The following is a 17,570-nucleotide window of genomic DNA, read 5'->3' as shown; positions in this document are numbered from 1 at the left end:
CGCGACGCGGCTCACTGCTCGGCGGGGACGGGTGTGGCCTCCTCACCGTACTTCTCGCGGAACTCGCCGATGAGGTTCCCGATCTGTGCGTACCAGTCGTTGAGCAGGCGCTGCATATCGTCGGCGACCTCCTCGGGGTCGGTCGGGTAGTAGACGTGGTAGTACCCGCCCTGGTCGTAGTTGACCTGTTCTTTGCTCACGAGCCCCGTCTGGAGCAGGCGCTGGATCGACCGGTACGCAGTCGAGCGCTCGCGGTCGACGCGCTCTCCGATCTCGTCGACCGTCAGTGGTTCCTCCGCGTTCGCGAGGGCCTGATAACACTCCCGGTCGAGGTCTTTCAGCCCGTGGAGACACTCCAGCAGTCCCTCACACTGCATATCCTGCCGCAGCATCTCGGCCATCGAGTCCGGCATACCCTCAACTAAGCACGGTGATAACAAAAGGGTTATGTAAGAACTGCACAACACTCCTGGCCGGTCAGACCAGCAGCTGGATGTCGGCGTCGGCCATGCGTTCGAGCGCTGTCGCGGCGCCGACACCGACGGTGACGTCGTCGTAGAAGTCGTCCTCGTCGTAGCCCATCAGCTCGATCGTCATCTGACAGGCCTGCATCTCGACGCCCATGTCGAAACTGGTCTCGATGAGTTCCTCGATGGTCGCCGTCTCGTTGTCGGCGATCTTCTTCTCCATCATCTTCGTGGTCACGCGGTCCATCCCCGGCAGGGAGGCCACCGCGTTGGGTACCGGCATATTCGGGTTGCCAACGGAACTCATCTGGAGCTCCGTCGACTTCTCCTCGTGGAGGACGTCGAGCCCCCAGAACGTGTGAAACAGGGTCACGTCCCAGCCGAACGCGGCGGCCGTCGAGGCGAGGATCAGCGGCGGGTACGCCATGTCGAGCGTGCCCTTCGTCGCGATGATGACCATCGAGTTCGTGTCGTCGTCGGCGTCGGCCTCGACGGCCGCCAGCTGCTCCTCCAGTTCGTCGACGCGGGCGCGCAGTTCCGCGACGTCGACTTCGGCTGCGTCCGCCGCCGTCGGCCCGTCGCCCTCCGGGGTCTCGTCCGCGTCCGTGCTCATTCTGTCACCTGCACGTAGTGCACGTAGACGGTCTCACCGCCCCCGTCGCGTTCCGTCTGCTCGAGGAGTTCCACGCCGTCGGTTCCGTTCGCCCAGCCGTCGATGTCGCTCGTGCTGCCCGAGTCCGTCGCGAGCACTTCGAGCACGTCGCCCGGCGCGAGGTCGTCGACCGCCTGCTTCGTCTTCACGACCGGCATCGGGCACGAGGCACCTTTCACGTCGAGCGTCTCCGTAACGTCCGTTTCGATACTCATGTGTTGTCTTCAACGCACAATACTACGCCACGGGTTGATAATTGTGTCGGTAATGCCCATCACTCAAAAGGTATACGCCCCTCGAAACCACTTCTGGTGCGCCATTGGGTCGGTATCCCGAAACAGTATTGTATAGTAGACAAAATAGTATGCAAATCCTTTTGCCCGAGCAGCCGGTAGGGGCGAGTGACACATGACTCGAACTCGGCTCGAACCGGCACGCGGCCGTCACGGGGTGGTGCGTCGATGATCGGTATGGAGCTGTTCCCGAACGGCATCGCGCGCTACGCCATCGGCGGTGCGTTCGTCGGCGGTGGCGTGGCGATCATCTACCTCGCCACTGGTATCATCGCGGGCGCGAGCACGTTCCTCGAATCCACGCTGTCCTACGTCTCGAAGGTCCCGCGGTTCAACCGCGGTCCCTACGTCGCGACCCGCGACTGGCGGGTCGTGTTCACGGTCGGTATCGTCCTCGGGGCCGCGGTCTACGCCGTCTTCTGGCAGGGCGGAGCCTGGACGACGGACGTCCAGTGGTGGCGACTGCTCGGCGGCGGCGTCCTCGTCGGGATCGGGACCCGGCTCGGAAAGGGCTGTACGTCCGGACACGGCGTCTGTGGCGTCGGCTCGCTCTCGGGGACCTCCATCGTGAACGTGGCGACGTTCATGGCCGTCGCCATCGGTACCGCTCAGCTGGTGCAGGCCCTGGGGGTGTTGCCGTGAGCGACCGCAGTCCCGCGTTCTACCTCGCGGTCCTCGTCGGTGGGCTCGTGTTCGGATTCGGGCTGGCCTACAGCCACATGGCCCGCCCCGAGGTCGTCCTGAACTTCCTGCAGTTCGAGGACTTCGGCCTCCTGTTCGTGATGGGCGGGGCCTCGGTGGTCACGGCGATTACCTTCGCCTTCGCGACGAACGTGCTCGACCACGCGCCGCTGACCGGGGCCGACTACGTCCGCCGCATGAAGTCCTTCGACCGGAACGTCCTGGCCGGCGGCGTGATCTTCGGCGTCGGCTGGGGGCTCTCCGGCATCTGCCCCGGCGCCGCCTACGCTAGCGTCGGCATCGGGAACTTCACCATCCTCTGGGCCATCGGCGGTATGTTCGCCGGCGCGTATCTCCAGGGGCTGGTCCGGTCCCGGACGACCGACAGCGACGCCGGCCCGACGACCGCGGACTGACGCCCGACCGACGACCGCGGACTGACGCCCGCGGCTCACCTGTTTCCTTCCTGTTGATCGACCGGCAGCCACGCGTGCCAGCAGCCGCGCGTCCCGACCGCCACGTCCCGCACCGACCCGCGCGCCAGCGCCGTTCACGGACGGCCACCGACCGCTGTAGCCACCGATAACTTATGCATCCCTATGGGTCCGTTACGGCGATATAGTATTGTACAGTGGACCCAAAACCGTTATTTATCCCCTCCGGCTACGTCCATCCGTGCAGAATTACACGCGGACCACAAGACTGTCGACGCAGGTGAGTACCGATGTTCGGAATTGAAACCCTCAGCGGGAACGCGCAGGCGGCGGTCCTCGTCGGGATCGTCCTCGCCGAGGCGTTCGTCCTGTACGTGGGCTACGGCGGGCTGGAGACCCTGCTCGGGCCATCGGTGAAACGCGTCCTCGAGGGCCAGTGTGCCGTCCTCGACGCGCTCTTCGGTCGCTGTCCGGCCGCCGAGAACGGAGGGACCAAGCAATGATGGAGCTCTTCGGCGTGAGTGCGATGCTGCTCGCGACGTTCGCCGGCTTCGGGCTGCTCATCGGCATCCTCTTTGGCTTCTTCGGGATGGGCGGCTCCTTCCTGGTGACGCCGGCGCTGCTGGTCATGGGCTACGAGGCGAACGTCGCGGTCGGTTCCGGGCTGGCGTTCGTCTTCGGGACCTCCGTCATCGCGACGCTGAAACACCGCGACCTCGGGCAGGTCGACTACAAGCTCGGCGTGTTGATGATCGCCGGCACGACCGCCGGCATCGAGGTCGGCAAGATCGGGCTGGAGTACCTCCAGCACATCGGGCTGGCCGATACCGTCGTCAGCGTCGCGTACGTCGGCCTGCTGGGCGGGATCGGCGTGTTCGTGACGCGCGAGGCGCTGAAAGACGGCGGCGACGACGGCGGCCTCGACCACGACGCGGACGAGGACCTCGACGATGCGGACATCCCCGACATCGCCAAGAAGATACAGTCCTACCGCGTGCCGCCGATGATGTCGCTCCGCGGCGGGTTCTCGGTGTCGCTGTGGATGATCCTGCTGGTGGCGTTCGCCACGGGCCTGCTCTCCGGCTTCCTGGGCGTCGGCGGCGGGTTCATCCGGATGCCCGCGCTGTTCTACCTCATCGGCGTCCCCGTGCCCGTCGCGGTGGGGACCGACCTGTTCGAGATCGTCTTCTCGGGCGGGATCGGTTCCTTCCTCTACGCGCAGTCGGGCGCGGTCGACCTGAGCATCGTCGTCCCGCTCCTGGCCGGGAGCGCGCTCGGCGCGCGCCTCGGCGCGGCCGCGACGAGCCTCGTCGAGGAGGACGACATCAAAGTGTACTTCGGCGTGATGCTCCTGCTCGGCGCCATCGCCGTCGCCGTGCGTCAGATCGGTGGCGTCCTCGAGATGCCGGTGCTCGACACCGTGAGCCTCGTCATCATCCTCGGCGCGGCCCTGCTGGTCAGCGGTGCGGTGTCCTACAGTGCCGTCCGGGAACTCCGCGCGGCGGCGACCGACCAGTCCGTCGCTGTCGACGCCTGATCGCGCCGGTCGCCAGCCGCCTTTTCGTTTTCCGACCGTCTGCTGGCCGTGCGAGCACTCCGTTTCCACCTGCCCGCGGCCCCGACGCCGTCGCTTCCGCGTCCGGGTGCCGTCGTCGAAAACGGTCCTGGCCCCGCGGCCTCAGCGTGGCGGCGGAACGAGCAGGACGTTGCAGTTCGCCCGGGCGACCACGTCCTCGGACGTGCTCCCGAGCAGGAGCCGGCGCATCCGACTGCGCCCGCGTGACCCCATGAGGATCGTCGTCGGCTGGAACGCCGTCTCGGCCGCGAGGATCTCTTCGACCGCCTCACCCTCCCGGACGGCGGTCCGCGTCTCGATGTCCATCGACTCGAGTTCGTCGGCGAGTTCGCTCAGCCGCGCCTCGGCGTCGCTGACGGTCTCGCTGCCCTCGCTCGACCGCCGTGACGGGGGCGCGACGTGGAGCAGGGTCGCCTCCTGCGTGGCGGTCTGCATGTGCCGGAACTGCTCGAACGCGCGCTCGGCGTTCTCGGAGAAGTCCGTCGCGTACAGGACACGCTGGAACAGGTGTTCGTTCGCGACCTCGTGGGCCGCGTCCGCTTCGGACTCGACGATCCGCTGGAGCAGGAGCGGTCGCACCGTCGTCCGGCTGATGTTCCGGGCCGTACTCCCGATCAACCGCCGTTCGAGCGGACTCTGCCCGCGCGAACCGACGATGGTGAGCGCGGCGTCGACGCGGTCTGCAAGCCCGTTGATCCGTCGGTGTGGCGTCCCACGAACGACGTGCGTCCGGACGGCGAACCCCTCCTCCTCCAGCAACCGCTGCTGGCGGTCCAGGGCCCGCCGCGTCCGTTCGCCCACGTCGCTGCCGGGCATCCCGGCCGTCACGTTCGGGCTCGTGACGGTGATCAGGTCGATCTCGTCGATCCCGTACCGACCGAGACACTCCAGGCACGTCCGCGACCCGATCGCCGTCTCGATAGCCTCGGACAGGTCCGTCGCGTACACTGCGCGCATACCTGACACTACAACCTGTCCGCCTATTAGTATTGTGTGTAGTACGCAAAACAAATCCGCCCGAACCGTCGACGGTCCGATACCCGCGGGGACGGTAACCGTCGCCGAAAAGCGCATATGAGACATTTGTTGCGCATCGATTGCCGGTCTCGTCGCCCGAGTGTCCGCCGGTCCTGTCTGCCACCCGTTCGAAATGGATTATGATATTGTACACTACACACAAGATATAAGGTGTCGAGTCTCCAAACCTGGGGTGTAACATGGAACCCGAGGACTTTCCCACGCCGGACGTGGAGGTCGACGAGATCGAACCAGCCGAACTCAAGCGCCGGATCGACGCCGACGAGTCGGTGACGGTCCTGGATACGCGGATGGAGAGTGAGTTCACGGAGTGGCACGTCGACGGGCCGACAGTCGAGATCGCGAACGTCCCGTACTTCCACTTCCTCGACGACGAGGTCGACGACGACGTGCTCGAACAGGTCCCCGAGGGCGAGCCGCTGGTCGTCCTCTGTGCCAAGGGTGGCGCGAGCGAGTACGTCGCGGGTGTCCTCGCAGAGCGGGGTCGCGACGTGGTCCACCTCGACGACGGAATGAACGGGTGGGCCCGCATCTACGAGCGCGTGCCCGTTACCCGGTACGACGGGCCCGGCGACCTCTACCAGTACCAGCGCCCATCGAGTGGCTGTCTGGGCTACCTGCTCGTCTCGGACGGCGAGGCGGCGGTCGTCGACCCGCTCCGGGCGTTCACCGACCGCTACCTCGACGACGCCGACGAACTCGGCGCTGACCTGACCTACGCCTTCGATACGCACATCCACGCCGACCACATCAGTGGCGTGCGCGATCTGGACGAGCGCGGCGTGACCGGCGTCGTGCCGGAGGCCGCCCGCCAGCGCGGCGTCACCTACATCGACGAACTGGCGACCGCAACGGACGGCGACGAGTTCGCCGTCGGCGACGCGACGGTCGAGACGGTTTACACCCCCGGCCACACCAGCGGCATGACCTCATACCTCCTCGGCGGCAGCCTGCTCGCGACGGGCGACGGCCTGTTCGTCGAGAGCGTCGCCCGCCCCGACCTCGAAGAGGGTGACGAGGGCGCGCCCGACGCCGCCCGCCAGCTCCACGAGACCCTGCAGGAGCGCGTCCTCACCCTCGACGACGACGTGCTCGTCGGCGGGGCGCACTTCAGCGATGCCGCAGAGCCCGCCGCGGACGGCACCTACACCGCTCCTATCGGACAGCTGGTCGACGAGATGGCGGCGCTCACGATGGCCGAAGACGAGTTCGTCGACCTGATCCTCTCGGATATGCCGCCACGGCCCGCGAACTACGAGGACATCATCGCGACGAACCTCGGCCAGCAGGAGGCCGATGACGAGGAGGCGTTCGAGCTCGAACTCGGGCCGAACAACTGTGCGGCCAGCCAGGACGCCCTCACCGGCGACTGACGCGGCAATTACGCTGCTGAATCCGGTATCCATACTCTTGAACACTACTCACACACGCTCTATACACCGGGACGGCACACGGGCCGATACCGATGGGTGACGCCGACCGCGAGGCGGCCGACGATATGCCCCTCGGCGACGAACTGCGCGACGGCCAGGCGCCGCTCGACGAAGGGGTCGGCAGGGGTCTGCTCGACCGCGACATGGGGCCGAGTTCGGCGCTCGCACACCTCTACCGCGGCGAGATCCACCGGATGAAACTCTGGCGCGAGCGGCTGGACCGGACGACCAACTGGGCGGTCCTGCTCATCGCCGCGGTGTTGACGTGGTCGTTCTCGAGCGAGGCCAATCCCCATTACGTCATCCTCGTCGGGGCCGCCGCCGTCGCGATGTTCCTGTTCATCGAGGCGCGGCGGTACCGTGCCTACGACGTGTGGCGCTCGCGGGTACGCACGCTGCAGGAGCGCGTCTGGGCCGTCGGGCTCGACCCGACCATGGCGGTCGACGAAGACGACTGGCGCGAGCAGTTGGCGGACAACTACCGCCGCCCGCAGCTGCGAATTTCGACGGAGGAAGCCATCGCACACCGGCTTCGGCGGGTGTACTTCCCGCTCTTTACGATCATCGCCGGGGCGTGGCTGCTCCGCGTGACGGCCTTCGCCGGGACGCCGTGGCCGGCGAGCGCAGCGGTCGGGACGATTTCCGGCGGACTGGTGACGGCCGTCGTCGCCGTCCTCTACGGCGGTGCGCTGGTGGTCTGCTGTCGACCGCGCACCTGGCACACGCGGGGCGAGCTACTGGCCGAGAACCTGCGGCAGAACGACACGGAGCGGGACTGACCTCACTCCGGTTCCACGGGGATCTCGACGCTCTCGCGAAGCGGGGCGAGGTGTTCGCTCGCCGCCGCGTCCAGCGGGAAGGTCCCGTGGAGGTCGTCGGGCGTCTGTCCGTGGACGAGCCGGCCGAAGGGCGCCGAGAACGGCGGGTACAGTCGCTTGAAAACCTTCGCGAGCTCCCCGTCGATGCCGTACTGCTGGAGCAGGCGCTCGACGGCGGCCTTCCCGACGTAGACCGTGTCGGTCTCGATCAGAAAGAGGGCGAACGGCCGGTCGCCGAACTGTGCATCGAGGAACGCCTGGACCGCGTCTGCGTTCCAGGGTACCGGCCGCACGTCGTCGGCGGCGCTCGCCACGAGGCCGGCGGCGGTTCGCAGCCACTCCGTGCTGCCGTCGTAAACGAGAAGCGACCGTGACACGCCCGTCCGTAGGGACCGGCGCGGTTTGAGCGTTCCTCCTCCACACGCCGCCGGTCGACAGACGGATTGTCATCGAGCCCCTTCGAAGGAGCATGACCGTACACAGCGGAGGGCAGGCGTGACCGGACCGCATCAGGACCAGCAGCTCGTCACCGGCGGGACCGACCTCGCCGACGCCACGGCGGCGCTCGTCCTCGCTCACGGACGGGGCGCGACCGCCCGGAGCATCGCACAGACCGGTCTGGAGTTCCACCACGAGGGCGTCGCCATCCTCGCCCCGCAGGCCGCCCGCAACACGTGGTACCCCAACCCCTTCACAGCGCCCGTCGAGCAGAACGAACCCGGCCGCACCTCCGGCCTGCAGGCCATCGGGGACGCCATCGAGACGGCCACCGACGCCGATATCCCGACCGAGCGGGTCGTCGTCGGCGGGTTCTCGCAGGGCGCCTGTCTCGCCAGCGAGTACGTCGCCCGCAACCCCACCCGCTACGGTGGTCTCGTCGCCCTCAGCGGCGGCCTCATCGGCGAGAGCATCGACCGCGACGACTACGCGGGCGACCTGGAGCGTACGCCCGCCTTCTTCGGCTGTAGCGACGTGGACCCGCACATCCCCGCCGAGCGCGTCAACGAGTCCGTGGCGGTCCTCGAGGACCTGAACGCCGGCGTGGAGAAGCGCCTCTACGAGGGGATGGGCCACGGCATCAACCGTGACGAAGTCGAGTACGTCTCCGGACTGGTCGCCGACCTGGTGGACTGAAGCGCCAGGCGGTCGAGGCAGCCACCCGCTCCTGGCCGCGTGACGGCCACCGGCGCCCTCCTGTTCGGCTCACTCGCGGGTTTCCCGCCCCGCTCCACCCCGAATTAGTTGCGTTACCGACAGGAAATCCCCGATTTTGCCGGTCTCAGTGGGGTAGTGTACCGTGGGTCGTGTTGTGGTATACCGGGGATTTATATAATCGGCACGAAACCGGCCGACAACGGTCCACAAGGGGGCTACGTAGTAGGATGCACCACCGCACACACGGAGTCGGATCGGGCGTAACGACCACGACCGCCGCGCTACCGGAGGGATCGCCGTGAAAATCGGCGTGCCGACGGAGACGGCTGACGGCGAAAAACGCGTCGCGCTCGTCCCGGACGCGGCCGCGGAACTCATCGAGGACGGCCACGAGGTCGTCGTCGCCGCTGGCGCCGGCGAGGGCGCGACCTTCAGCGACGACGACTACGAGGCGGTCGGCTGTGAGGTGCTGGCGGACCGCGAGGCAGTCTTCGAGGCGGCGGACATCGTCTTCCAGGTACAGGCGCTTGGCTCGGTCGGCGAGGACGTCGACCCCTACACCGACGGGCAGGTCGTCGTTGGCCTGCTGGGTCCGTACGACGTCGCCGACGAACAACTGGAGACGCTCGCCGACCGCTCCGTCAGTGCGTTCTCGCTGGAGTTGATCCCGCGAATCAGCCGTGCACAGAGCATGGACGCGCTGTCCTCGCAGGCGAGTCTCGGCGGGTATCAGGCGACGCTCATGGCCGCGGAGGAGTTGCCCAAGATGTTCCCGATGGAGATGACTGCAGCCGGCACGATTCGGCCGGCGAAGGTGCTGGTCATCGGGGCTGGCGTCGCCGGACTCAAGGCCATCTCGACGGCCGAACGACTCGGCTCCGACACGAAGGGCCACGACGTCCGACTGGAGGTCAAACAGGAGGTCGAGAGCCTCGGCGCCGACTTCGTCGAACTCGATCTGGAGACGGAAGGCTCCGGCGACGAGGAGGGCTACGCCGTCGAGATGGGCGAGGAGTTCTACGCCGCCCAGCGCGAGCAGATGGAGAACGTCGTCCCCCGGATGGACGTCCTCATCACGACCGCCGCAATCCCCGGGCGTCCCGCGCCGGAGATCATCACCTCGGGGATGATCGAGGACATGGACGAGGGGTCGGTCGTCGTCGACCTCGCCGCAGCGACCGGCGGCAACTGTGAGCCGACCGAGGCCGGGGAGACCGTCGTCCACGACGGCGTCACCGTCCACGGGCCGACGAACCTGCCCTCGAAGGTGGCTAACACGGCGAGCGACCAGTACGCGAACAACCTGCAGAACTTCCTCGCGAACCTGACCGACGAGGAGGGCGAACTGGACTTCGACTTCGAGGACGAGATCATCGACTCGACGTTGCTCACCCACGATGGCACGATACGCAACCCACACATCGACGATTCGGGAGACGAAGACGAGACCGACGACGGCGAGACGGACGACGACGCCACGGCGGACGAGTCCGCAGCCGATGCCGACGACGAGGAGGGGGCGACCGATGCCGCGTAACGCCCGCTCCGTGGCCGGTCCGGACCAGGGGGTGGTCGCGTGACGTTCATCCAGAACCTCACCCTGTTCGTGCTGTCCGCGTTCGTCGGCTACGAGATCATCACCAAGATTCCGACGAACCTGCACACGCCGCTGATGTCCGGGGCAAACGCCATCTCGGGTATCACGTTGCTCGGGTCGGTCGTGGTCGCCGGGTCGGGGTCGACGATGCTGGCGACGGCGCTCGGCTTCGTCGCCGTCGTCATGGCGACGATCAACGTCGTCGGCGGCTATCTGGTGAGTCACTTCATGCTCGAGCAGTTCAGCCAGCGGGGGCGCTGACACATGGCTGGAGTCCTCGGGGGACTGCCCCAGTCGGTCCTGCAGTTGGTGTATCTCGTCTCCGGCATCCTGTTCATCCAGGGCCTGCGTGACATGACCCACCCCCGCACCGCGACGCGGGGGAACCTGATCTCATCCGGTGGGATGTTCCTCGCGGTCGTCATCACCGTCCTGTGGTTCGAGATCATCTCGCCGGCCGTCCTCGGTGGCGGCCTGCTCGTCGGTGGGCTGATCGGCGCGTATCTGGCCGTGACCGTCGAGACGACCGAGATGCCACAGCTCGTCGGCCTGTTCAACGGGTTCGGCGGTGGGGCGTCGGCGGTCGTCGCCGGCGCGGAACTCATCGACGTGCTGGCCTCGGGTGGCGCCCTCTCGATAGGGCTGACCACGACGGCCTCCATCGCGGGCATCATCGGCGCCGTCACCTTCTGGGGGAGTCTCGTCGCCGCCGGCAAACTCCACGGCGTCGTCGGTGACTCGCCGGTCAGCACCAACGTCGGCCACGCGCTGAAGATACTCTTTCTCGGCGCCGCGGTCGCCGCTGGCCTCCATCTGGTCGTCCAGCCCTCGGTCATCGGCGCGGTCCCACTCTCCTCGTGGGTCCCCTCCTACTGGGTGCTGGTCGCGGCGGCGTCGCTTCTGGGTATCATCCTCGTCGTCCCCATCGGCGGCGCGGACATGCCGGTCGTCATCGCGCTGCTGAACTCGTATTCGGGGCTGGCGGCGGCCACCACTGGCTTCGTGCTGAACAATACCGTCCTCATCATCGCCGGGACGCTCGTCGGCGCGTCGGGGATGATCCTGACGGTCATCATGTGCGATTCGATGAACCGCTCGCTGACGAACGTCCTCTTCGGCGGCCTCGGGGAGGACGCCTCGGGCGGCGACATGGAGGACATCTACGAGGGCAACATCTCCGAGACCTCGCCCGAGGAAGTCGAGATGCTCCTCGAGGTCGCGGACCGGGTCGTCATCGTCCCAGGCTACGGGATGGCGGTCGGGCAGGCCCAGCACGCCGTCGCGGAACTCGCGGACCTGCTCGAGGAGAACGGCGTCGACGTCGAGTTCGGCATCCACCCGGTCGCGGGCCGGATGCCCGGCCACATGAACGCGCTGCTGGCGGAGGCCGACGTCTCCTACGAGAAGATGCGCGAACTCGAGGAGGTCAACCCGACCTTCTCACAGACCGACGTCGTCATCGTCACCGGGGCGAACGACGTCGTCAACCCCCAGGCCAACGAGGCCGACGACAGCCCCATCTCGGGGATGCCCGTCCTCAACGTCTGGGAAGCGGGGACGGTCATCGTCAACAAGCGCAGTCTCAGTCCCGGGTTCTCCGGGATTGCAAACCCGCTGTTCGCCAAGGACAACACGAGCATGCTCTTTGGCGACGCGAAGGAGTCGATGCAGGCGCTGGTCAACGAGTACAAGGAGAACATGTGAAGCATTTCCCCGGGTAGGACCGATTCAGCCGTCGAATCGGGCGGTCGCGAACGCTTCCAGCGGCCCGGAGTACTGCACGAACAGCGAGAACTCGCCGCGTGCGGCCAGCGCAGCGCCGACCCATGCCGAGCGCCGTGCGCTCAGGTCGGCGGCACGACCGTCTGGTCGCCGGATGTCAGTTCGTCCCGTGTTTCGTTCCGGCGCCCGGCAGGTCCGTCTCGGAGACGTCCCGGCTGGAAGGTATTTATTCCCCGGCGACGGAACGCGGGCCATGACCGACGCGAACCAGTGGTTCCTCGACAACCACGACCACCTCGGGGACCTCGGTATCACCATCGAGGACCAGCACGAGGGCTACGTCCGACTCTCGCTCCCGCACGACGACTCGCTCACCAACCCCGGCTCCGACGTGTTGCAGGGCGGCGTGGTCGCCACGCTCATCGACCACGGCGGCGGCGCGGCCATCCGGACGACGCTCGACGAGCCACTCGAGACCGGCCACGCCTCGACGGAACTGAACGTCAGTTTCGTGCAACCGGCAAACGGCGACCTGACCGCGGAGGCCGAGGTGATCCGGGCGGGCGGTTCGATGGCCGTCGTCGAGGTCGAGGTGACGACCGGGGCCGACGACCGCGAACGGACCGTCGCCGTCGGTCGTGTCTCGCTGTTTCTCGACCGGGACTGAGCCGTCGCGGTCTCCCCAGCCGTGGGGACGGGCGCGACCGCCCCGAACGCTTATTTTCCGAGAGCCGCCGTCCCTGTGCATGGGACACCAGGCGGAACCGGACGCGTGTGAGGTCTGTGGCGACGACCTCCCGGAAGACCCGCCCACGGTCACGCTCCCGACCGGCTTCTCGCCGCGGCTGTCGCCCCTCGCCAGCCCCCCGATCCGCCGCGTCGCGTTCTGTAGCGAACGGCACAGACGCGACTGGCTCGACGCCGCCCGCGGCGAGTGGCCCGACGGCGACGATGGCGATGATGGCGACGACGGCGATGATGGCGACGACGGCGATGATGGCGACGACGGCGACGATGGCGACGACGGCGATGATGGCGACGACGGCGACACGTCCGCGTGACGGGGACCGATTTCGACCCTGCCGCGCCCGCGTGCCGAGGCTTGATTCCGACCTGCCGTCCGGATTATTTTTGCTCGTTTCCCCTCCCGCCGTGGGCAAGCTATTTGGTAACGGGTTCCTAGGCGGGCTGTATCACGGGATGTGCTGTCACACCCCGTGAAACGAGGGAACACAACCGATGAGCACTGACGACCAGCCAGAACACGAACCGCGCCTGCTCGCGCTGGACACGGGCGGGACGATGACGGACTCGTTCATCGTCGACGAGGAGGCGAACTACACGGTCGGCAAGGCACAGACGACTCCCGACGACGAGGCGGTCGGCGTCCGGGACTCATTCGACAACGGGTTGGGCTACTGGGGCACCTCCTTCTCGGAGAGCGCGGCGTCGCTCGACGGCGTCGTCTACGCCGGGACGGCGATGCTCAACCGCCTCCTCGAACGCGAGGGGGAAGGCGACATCGGCGTCATCACCACCGGCGGCTTCGAGGACCATCACCGGATGGGCCGGGCGATCCAGTCCTGGGCCGACCTCTCCTACGCGGGCCGGCTCCACGCACGGGAACACGAACACCCCGAACCCATCGTCCCACGGGAGAACATCAAGGGCGTCCGCGAGCGCGTCAACATGCTCGGGGTCCCCGTCGTCAACATCTACGAGGACGAGATTCGGGAGGCGGTCCACGACCTGCTCGACCGGGACGTGCGCGTCATCTGCGTCTGCATGATCTTCTCCTACGCGAACCAGTCCCACGAGCAGAAAGTCAAGGAGATCGCCGAGGAGATCAAGGACGAACGCGACGACGACACGCCGGTCTGGCTGTCGAGCGAGCAGAACCCGGTCCGGGGCGAGACGCCGCGGCTGAACACGCTCGTCCTGGAGGCCTACGCCGTCGAGCCGTCGCGCGAACAGCTCTACAGCATCGAGGACTCCCTCGAAGCGGAGGGCCTGGACTCGCCGTTCCGGGTCCTCACCTCCTCGGGGGGAACCATCTCGCCGGACCACGACTGGCTCGTCGAGACGATGCTGTCGGGCCCCATCGGCGGGGTGTTCGGCGGGGAGTTCCTCGCCGACGAACTCGGCATCGACAACCTCGTCTGTTCCGACGTCGGCGGGACGAGCTTCGACGTGGCGATGATCACCGAGGGCCACTACCCCACCCGGTGGGACCAGAGCCTCGCGCAGTTCCTGACGAACATCCCGATGACGGCACTCGACTCCATCGGCTCGGGCACGGGCTCGTACCTCCGGGTCGACCGCGCCTCGAACCGCATCGAGGTCGGGCCGGACTCGGCGGGCTACCTGGTCGGCGTCTCCAACGAGGACGCCGACGTGACCACGCCGACGGTCACCGACTGCACGGCCCTGCTGGGCTACATCAATCCCGACTTCTTCCTCGGCGGCGATATCCCCATCGACGTCGACGCGGCGCGGGATGCCATCGACGACCAGCTCGCCAGCCCGCTCGACGAGGACCCCATCGAGACCGCTCGCGGCGTCCTCGACGTGGTCGAGCGTGACATGGCTAACGAGCTCCGGTCGATGGTGCTCGGGCTGGGCTACTCGCCGGAGAACTACAGCCTCATCAGCTACGGCGGCGGCGGGCCGCTGCACGCCGCCGGCTACAGCCAGCCGCTGGACTTCCAGGACGTCCTGATCCCGGACTGGGCCGCGGCGTTCTCGGCCTTCGGCTGTGCCTGTGCCGACGCGGCCTACCGCTACGACCAGTCGCTGGACGTCATCCTCCAGCCCGACTTCAGCAACGCCGCGGCGGTCGCCGACCAGCTGACCGAGGTGTTCGAGGACGTCCGCGAACAGGCCGCCGAGGCGTTCCGGCGCGACGACATCGACCCCGCGGACATGGCGTTCGAGCCGTCGATCCGCGCCCAGTACACCGGGATGCTCGACGACCTCGAGGTGTCGGCGGCGGAGGTCTGGGACGGCGGCCTCGACGGCGACGACGTCGAACGCCTCATCGAGAAGTTCGAGGAGGAGTTCGGCCGCGTCTTCCAGCGCGCCGCCCGCTCGCCGGAGAACGGCTACCAGATCACGGTCGCCATCGGCGAGGGCGTCGCGCCGTCGCCGAAACCGGAACTGCCGAACGAGGACCCGGTGTCGACCGAGACGCCGCCCGAGGAGGCCCACAAGGGCACCCGGGACATCTACTGGGACGGCGACTGGCACGAGGCGGACATCTGGCGGATGGACCCCATCCAGGCCGGCAACGTCGTCGAGGGGCCGGCGGTCACGGAGGCCCCGGCGACGACGATGCTGGTCCCGCCGGGCTTCGAGGCACCGCTCGACGAGAACCGTATCTACCACCTGCAACAGACAGACACATGAGCAAACAGGACCGCCAGGGGTCGGACCTACACGACCCCGGCACGACGGTGCGGGAACGGAAGTTCGACGACGCCGAGCCACCCATCGGCTGGGACGGGCAGACGCTCCAGGAGATGCTCGACGAGAGCGAGCGCCTCGCCGAGGAGACCGGCCACTACCAGGGGCTGGACGAACTGGAGATGAAAGAGGAGGACCGCTTCACCTACGAGCGGCTCTACTCCCGGCTCCGGGGGGCGCTGGTCTCGGCCCGCGAGACCGCCCTCCACGTGAGCGCGTCGCCCATCGTCCGCGAGATCGGGGAGCTGTGCTTCCAGGTCTACACGCCCGAGGGCGACTCCATCGCCGTCTCGACGGGGATCATCGTCCACGTCCACACCGGCTCGCTCGCGATCAAGTACATGATCGAGCAGGACTACGAGCACGACCGCGGCATCCAGCCCGGGGACGTGTTCTGCAACAACGACAACGACCTCGGGAACGTCCACACGACGGACGTGCACACGTTCGTCCCGATCTTCTACGACGACGAACTGGTGGCCTGGGCCGACGGCGTCACCCACGAGATCGACATCGGCGGGATGACCCGCGGCCACGACCAACTGGCGTCCACCAATCGCCACGAGGACGGGCTGTACGCCACCTGCGAGAAGATCGGCGAGGACGACAAGCTCTACCAGGACTGGCGGGACCGCGGCCAGCGGGGCACGCGGACGCCGATGTACTGGGACCTGGACGAGAAGTGCCGGCTCGCGGGCTGTCACATGATCCGCGAGGCGATCCACGACATGATCGACGAGGTCGGCGTGGACACGTTCAAGCAGTTCATCTACGAGGCCGTCGAGGAGGGGCGCCAGACGATGGAGTCCCGCGTCCAGGAGCGGCTGTTCCCCGGCACCTACCGCGAGGCCAGCTTCCTGCCCATCACCTGGGGGGACAAGGCCTGGCAGCCCGGCTCCCGGCAGGACATGATGAACCACCTCCCGGTCGAGGTCACCGTCGACGAGGACGGCGGGATGGAACTCGACATGGAGGGTGCGAGTCCCCCCGGCCCCCACGCCTTCAACTGCGCCGAGGGGTCCATGGAAGGCGCGCTCTGGGTGTCGCTCACCCAGTGTCTGCTCCACGACGGGAAGGTCAACGACGGCGCGCACATGGCCGTCGACACCCACTATCCCGAGGGCAGCGTGACGAACCCACAGGACCCGGAACTGTCCTATCACACGCCGTGGGCGACCATCTTCCCCACGTATCAGGGCGTCTGGAAGTGCATCTCCCGAGGCTTCTTCTCCCGTGGCTTCCGCGAGGAGGTGGTCACGGGCTACGGGGAACCCTCCGACGCCATCCAGGGCGGCGGGAAACTGATGGATTCGTTCGCCGACGCCATCCCGGACGCGCTCGGCGACTACTTCCCCGTCGGCCCCTTCGAGCTCTCCTGTCAGGGGCTCGGGGCCTCGGCCTGCCGGGACGGCCTCGACTACGCCTACGCGATGTTCAACCCCGAGGCCGACCTCGGGGACGTCGAGGAGTGGGAGCAGACCCAGTGGGGCCTCATCCAGCTGGGCCGGAAGGTCAAGCCAAACACCGCGGGCCACGGCAAGTACCGCGGCGGCACCGGCTGGGAGGGCATGTACACGGTGATGGGCAGCGAGGACGTCTCGCTGTACTGCCTCTCGCTCCCGGACGTGACGTGGTGCTCCTCGGGGATGTCGGGCGGCTACCCCCACAGCACCAGTTACTCGGTCCGGGCCCACGACACCGACCTCGCGTCGCGGACCGTGAAGGGCGAACCGTACTCCATCGGCGACGACCGGCCCGGCGACCACCAGTTCGAACAGAACATCGAGGCCGAGGAGATCATCCGCGACCAGTCGGGGATGTTCTGGCCCGAGGAGTTCGACAACTACGACATGCTCCACTACAAGATGAGCGGCGGGCCGGGCTGGGGTGACCCGCTCGAGCGGCCGCCCGAGAAGTGCAAGGAGGACATCGAGGACGAGGTCTTCACCCCCGACATCGTGGAGCAGGTCTACGGCGTCGTCGGCGAGTACGACGCGGACGACCGCGAGTTCACCATCGACGAGGACGCGACCCGGGAACGGCGCGCGGAGATCCGCGAGGAACGCGCCGAGGAGACCCAGTCCTTCGAGGAGTTCTTCGAGGAGGAAAAAGACCGCGTCAAGAAGGGCGACTGGAACGACGGCGTCCAGTGGATGTACGAGGGCGTCTTCGAACTCTCGGAGGAATGGGCCGACGAGTTCCGCGGGTTCTGGGACCTCGGCGACAACTACTCCCCATAACC

18 protein-coding genes and 1 pseudogene are annotated in these 17,570 nt (G+C 67.4%); 14 read left to right on the top strand and 5 right to left on the bottom strand.

The features are described from left to right. Positions 1-11 precede the first annotated feature (11 nt). The 3 genes from MUG96_RS00280 to MUG96_RS00270 all read right to left on the bottom strand — a co-directional run bounded on the left by MUG96_RS00280 (position 12) and on the right by MUG96_RS00270 (position 1,334). Positions 12-413 (bottom strand): helix-turn-helix domain-containing protein, encoded by a 402-nt coding sequence (locus MUG96_RS00280; protein ID WP_246985454.1) that lies wholly within the window; start codon positions 411-413, stop codon positions 12-14. Positions 414-477: 64 nt separating this feature from the next. Then, positions 478-1,080 carry a DsrE/DsrF/DrsH-like family protein gene (locus MUG96_RS00275; protein ID WP_246985453.1) on the bottom strand — a complete coding sequence of 201 codons (603 nt, stop codon included), beginning with the start codon at positions 1,078-1,080 and terminating at the stop codon, positions 478-480. Continuing rightward, positions 1,077-1,334, bottom strand: coding sequence for a sulfurtransferase TusA family protein (locus tag MUG96_RS00270; protein WP_246985452.1), 258 nt, complete (start codon positions 1,332-1,334; stop codon positions 1,077-1,079). The genes MUG96_RS00275 and MUG96_RS00270 overlap by 4 nt, the downstream gene beginning before the upstream one ends. Positions 1,335-1,580: 246 nt before the next feature. Here MUG96_RS00270 and MUG96_RS00265 point away from each other — a divergent pair, with 246 nt between their 5' ends. The 4 genes and pseudogenes from MUG96_RS00265 to MUG96_RS00250 all read left to right on the top strand — a co-directional run bounded on the left by MUG96_RS00265 (position 1,581) and on the right by MUG96_RS00250 (position 4,064). After that, on the top strand, positions 1,581-2,054 hold the full coding sequence (locus tag MUG96_RS00265) for a YeeE/YedE family protein (RefSeq protein ID WP_246985451.1): 474 nt from the start codon (positions 1,581-1,583) through the stop codon (positions 2,052-2,054). Continuing rightward, positions 2,051-2,509, top strand: coding sequence for a YeeE/YedE family protein (locus tag MUG96_RS00260; RefSeq protein WP_246985450.1), 459 nt, complete (start codon positions 2,051-2,053; stop codon positions 2,507-2,509). Before MUG96_RS00265 ends, MUG96_RS00260 begins: the two co-directional genes overlap by 4 nt. Before the next feature lie 308 nt (positions 2,510-2,817). Continuing rightward, positions 2,818-2,964, top strand: a pseudogene (locus tag MUG96_RS00255) (DUF7512 family protein); the annotation flags it as partial. 62 nt (positions 2,965-3,026) lie between these two features. Further along, complete coding sequence (locus tag MUG96_RS00250; RefSeq protein ID WP_373222000.1) at positions 3,027-4,064, top strand: sulfite exporter TauE/SafE family protein; 1,038 nt, start codon at positions 3,027-3,029, stop codon at positions 4,062-4,064. 141 nt (positions 4,065-4,205) lie between these two features. Here the strand turns inward: MUG96_RS00250 and MUG96_RS00245 are convergent, their stop codons facing one another. After that, positions 4,206-5,060, bottom strand: a complete 855-nt coding sequence (locus tag MUG96_RS00245) for a universal stress protein (RefSeq protein WP_246985449.1) — start codon at positions 5,058-5,060, stop codon at positions 4,206-4,208. A 260-nt stretch (positions 5,061-5,320) separates the two neighbouring features. Here MUG96_RS00245 and MUG96_RS00240 point away from each other — a divergent pair, with 260 nt between their 5' ends. Both MUG96_RS00240 and MUG96_RS00235 read left to right on the top strand, forming a co-directional pair. Continuing rightward, positions 5,321-6,514, top strand: a complete 1,194-nt coding sequence (locus MUG96_RS00240; RefSeq protein WP_246985447.1) for an MBL fold metallo-hydrolase — start codon at positions 5,321-5,323, stop codon at positions 6,512-6,514. A gap of 125 nt (positions 6,515-6,639) precedes the next feature. Then, entirely contained in the window at positions 6,640-7,353 is a 714-nt protein-coding gene (locus MUG96_RS00235; RefSeq protein WP_246988719.1) for a DUF2270 domain-containing protein, read from the top strand. A gap of 2 nt (positions 7,354-7,355) precedes the next feature. Here MUG96_RS00235 and MUG96_RS00230 read toward each other — a convergent pair whose 3' ends face one another. Continuing rightward, positions 7,356-7,769, bottom strand: a complete 414-nt coding sequence (locus tag MUG96_RS00230) for a hypothetical protein (RefSeq protein WP_246985445.1) — start codon at positions 7,767-7,769, stop codon at positions 7,356-7,358. 118 nt (positions 7,770-7,887) lie between these two features. Here MUG96_RS00230 and MUG96_RS00225 point away from each other — a divergent pair, with 118 nt between their 5' ends. The 8 genes from MUG96_RS00225 to MUG96_RS00190 all read left to right on the top strand — a co-directional run bounded on the left by MUG96_RS00225 (position 7,888) and on the right by MUG96_RS00190 (position 17,568). Then, entirely contained in the window at positions 7,888-8,526 is a 639-nt protein-coding gene (locus MUG96_RS00225) for an alpha/beta hydrolase (RefSeq protein ID WP_246985443.1), read from the top strand. Between the two features lie 319 nt (positions 8,527-8,845). Further along, complete coding sequence (locus MUG96_RS00220; protein WP_246985441.1) at positions 8,846-10,084, top strand: Re/Si-specific NAD(P)(+) transhydrogenase subunit alpha; 1,239 nt, start codon at positions 8,846-8,848, stop codon at positions 10,082-10,084. Between the two features lie 39 nt (positions 10,085-10,123). Further along, positions 10,124-10,405, top strand: a complete 282-nt coding sequence (locus MUG96_RS00215) for an NAD(P) transhydrogenase subunit alpha part 2 (RefSeq protein WP_246985439.1) — start codon at positions 10,124-10,126, stop codon at positions 10,403-10,405. 3 nt (positions 10,406-10,408) lie between these two features. After that, positions 10,409-11,848 carry an NAD(P)(+) transhydrogenase (Re/Si-specific) subunit beta gene (locus MUG96_RS00210; protein ID WP_246985437.1) on the top strand — a complete coding sequence of 480 codons (1,440 nt, stop codon included), beginning with the start codon at positions 10,409-10,411 and terminating at the stop codon, positions 11,846-11,848. Positions 11,849-12,119: 271 nt separating this feature from the next. Continuing rightward, positions 12,120-12,533, top strand: coding sequence for a PaaI family thioesterase (locus MUG96_RS00205; protein ID WP_246985435.1), 414 nt, complete (start codon positions 12,120-12,122; stop codon positions 12,531-12,533). A 79-nt stretch (positions 12,534-12,612) separates the two neighbouring features. After that, the gene (locus MUG96_RS00200; protein ID WP_246985433.1) at positions 12,613-12,927 is read left to right on the top strand and encodes a hypothetical protein; all 315 of its coding nucleotides are present in this window, start codon (positions 12,613-12,615) and stop codon (positions 12,925-12,927) included. A gap of 178 nt (positions 12,928-13,105) precedes the next feature. Beyond that, the gene (locus MUG96_RS00195) at positions 13,106-15,271 is read left to right on the top strand and encodes a hydantoinase/oxoprolinase family protein (protein ID WP_246985431.1); all 2,166 of its coding nucleotides are present in this window, start codon (positions 13,106-13,108) and stop codon (positions 15,269-15,271) included. After that, positions 15,268-17,568 (top strand): hydantoinase B/oxoprolinase family protein, encoded by a 2,301-nt coding sequence (locus MUG96_RS00190; protein WP_246985429.1) that lies wholly within the window; start codon positions 15,268-15,270, stop codon positions 17,566-17,568. The genes MUG96_RS00195 and MUG96_RS00190 overlap by 4 nt, the downstream gene beginning before the upstream one ends. Positions 17,569-17,570 lie beyond the last annotated feature (2 nt).

The sequence above is a fragment of the Halorientalis marina genome, assembly GCF_023028345.1.
Classification (GTDB): domain Archaea; phylum Halobacteriota; class Halobacteria; order Halobacteriales; family Haloarculaceae; genus Halorientalis; species Halorientalis marina.
The sequence above is the reverse complement of the archived record's forward strand: the minus strand, read 5'-3'. Positions and strand labels throughout refer to the sequence as shown.